This is a genomic window from Streptomyces sp. NPDC101166 (assembly GCF_044768125.1).
Classification (GTDB): Bacteria; Actinomycetota; Actinomycetes; order Streptomycetales; family Streptomycetaceae; genus Streptomyces.
On the sequence record NZ_JBIWPF010000147.1, the window covers coordinates 1 to 1337 of the forward strand.

At 65.2% G+C, this 1337-nt stretch carries 1 protein-coding gene; it reads right to left on the minus strand.

The features are described from left to right. Window positions 1–1337 (minus strand): AAA family ATPase (locus ACIRS4_RS37170; RefSeq protein ID WP_404204536.1); only part of this gene is annotated, 1337 nt, incomplete at both ends.

The following is a 1337-nucleotide window of genomic DNA, read 5'->3' on the forward strand; positions in this document are numbered from 1 at the left end:
ATCTTCTCCGACAGCTGGTCCTCGATCTCGCGCTGAATGGTGCGACGCAGCGGGCGGGCGCCCAGGACCGGGTCGAAACCGCGCTTGGCGAGCAGGCTCTTGGCCTTCTCGGACAGCTCGATCTCCATGTCCTTGTTCCGCAGCTGGTTCGCGACGCGGCCGATCATCAGGTCGACCATCTGGATGATCTGGTCCTGAGTCAGCTGGTGGAACACGATCACGTCGTCGATACGGTTCAGGAACTCCGGGCGGAAGTGCTTCTTCAGCTCGTCGTTGACCTTCAGCTTCATCCGCTCGTAGTTCGAGCCCTCGGCGTTGGACTGAGCGAAGCCCAGGCCCACGGCCTTGGAGATGTCCGAGGTACCGAGGTTCGAGGTGAAGATCAGCACGGTGTTCTTGAAGTCGACCGTACGACCCTGACCGTCGGTCAGACGACCGTCCTCCAGGACCTGCAACAGGGTGTTGTAGATCTCCTGGTGGGCCTTCTCGATCTCGTCGAACAGCACCACCGAGAACGGCTTGCGGCGCACCTTCTCGGTGAGCTGGCCGCCCTCCTCGTAACCGACGTAGCCCGGAGGGGCACCGAACAGACGCGAGGCGGTGAAGCGGTCGTGGAACTCGCCCATGTCGATCTGGATGAGCGCGTCGTCGTCGCCGAACAGGAAGTTCGCCAGCGCCTTCGACAGCTCGGTCTTACCGACACCGGACGGGCCGGCGAAGATGAACGAGCCCGACGGACGCTTCGGGTCCTTCAGACCGGCGCGGGTGCGGCGGATGGCCTTGGACACGGCCTTGACCGCGTCCTCCTGGCCGATGATCCGCTTGTGCAGCTCGTCCTCCATGCGGAGCAGACGGGTGGTCTCCTCCTCGGTGAGCTTGAACACCGGGATACCGGTCCAGTTGGCCAGCACTTCTGCGATCTGCTCGTCGTCGACCTCGGCCACGACGTCCAGATCACCGGAGCGCCACTGCTTTTCGCGCTCGGCCCGCTTGGCGACGAGCTGCTTCTCCTTGTCGCGCAGACGCGCGGCCTTCTCGAAGTCCTGCGCGTCGATCGCGGACTCCTTCTCCCGGCGCGCCTCGGCGATCTTGTCGTCGAATTCGCGCAGGTCCGGCGGCGCGGTCATCCGGCGGATGCGCATGCGCGCGCCCGCCTCGTCGATGAGGTCGATCGCCTTGTCCGGCAGGAAGCGGTCGTTGATGTAGCGGTCGGCCAGCGTGGCCGCGGCGACGAGAGCGCCATCGGTGATGGAGACCCGGTGGTGCGCCTCGTAGCGGTCGCGCAGACCCTTGAGGATGTTGATGGTGTGCTCGACCGTCGGCTCGCCCACCTGGAC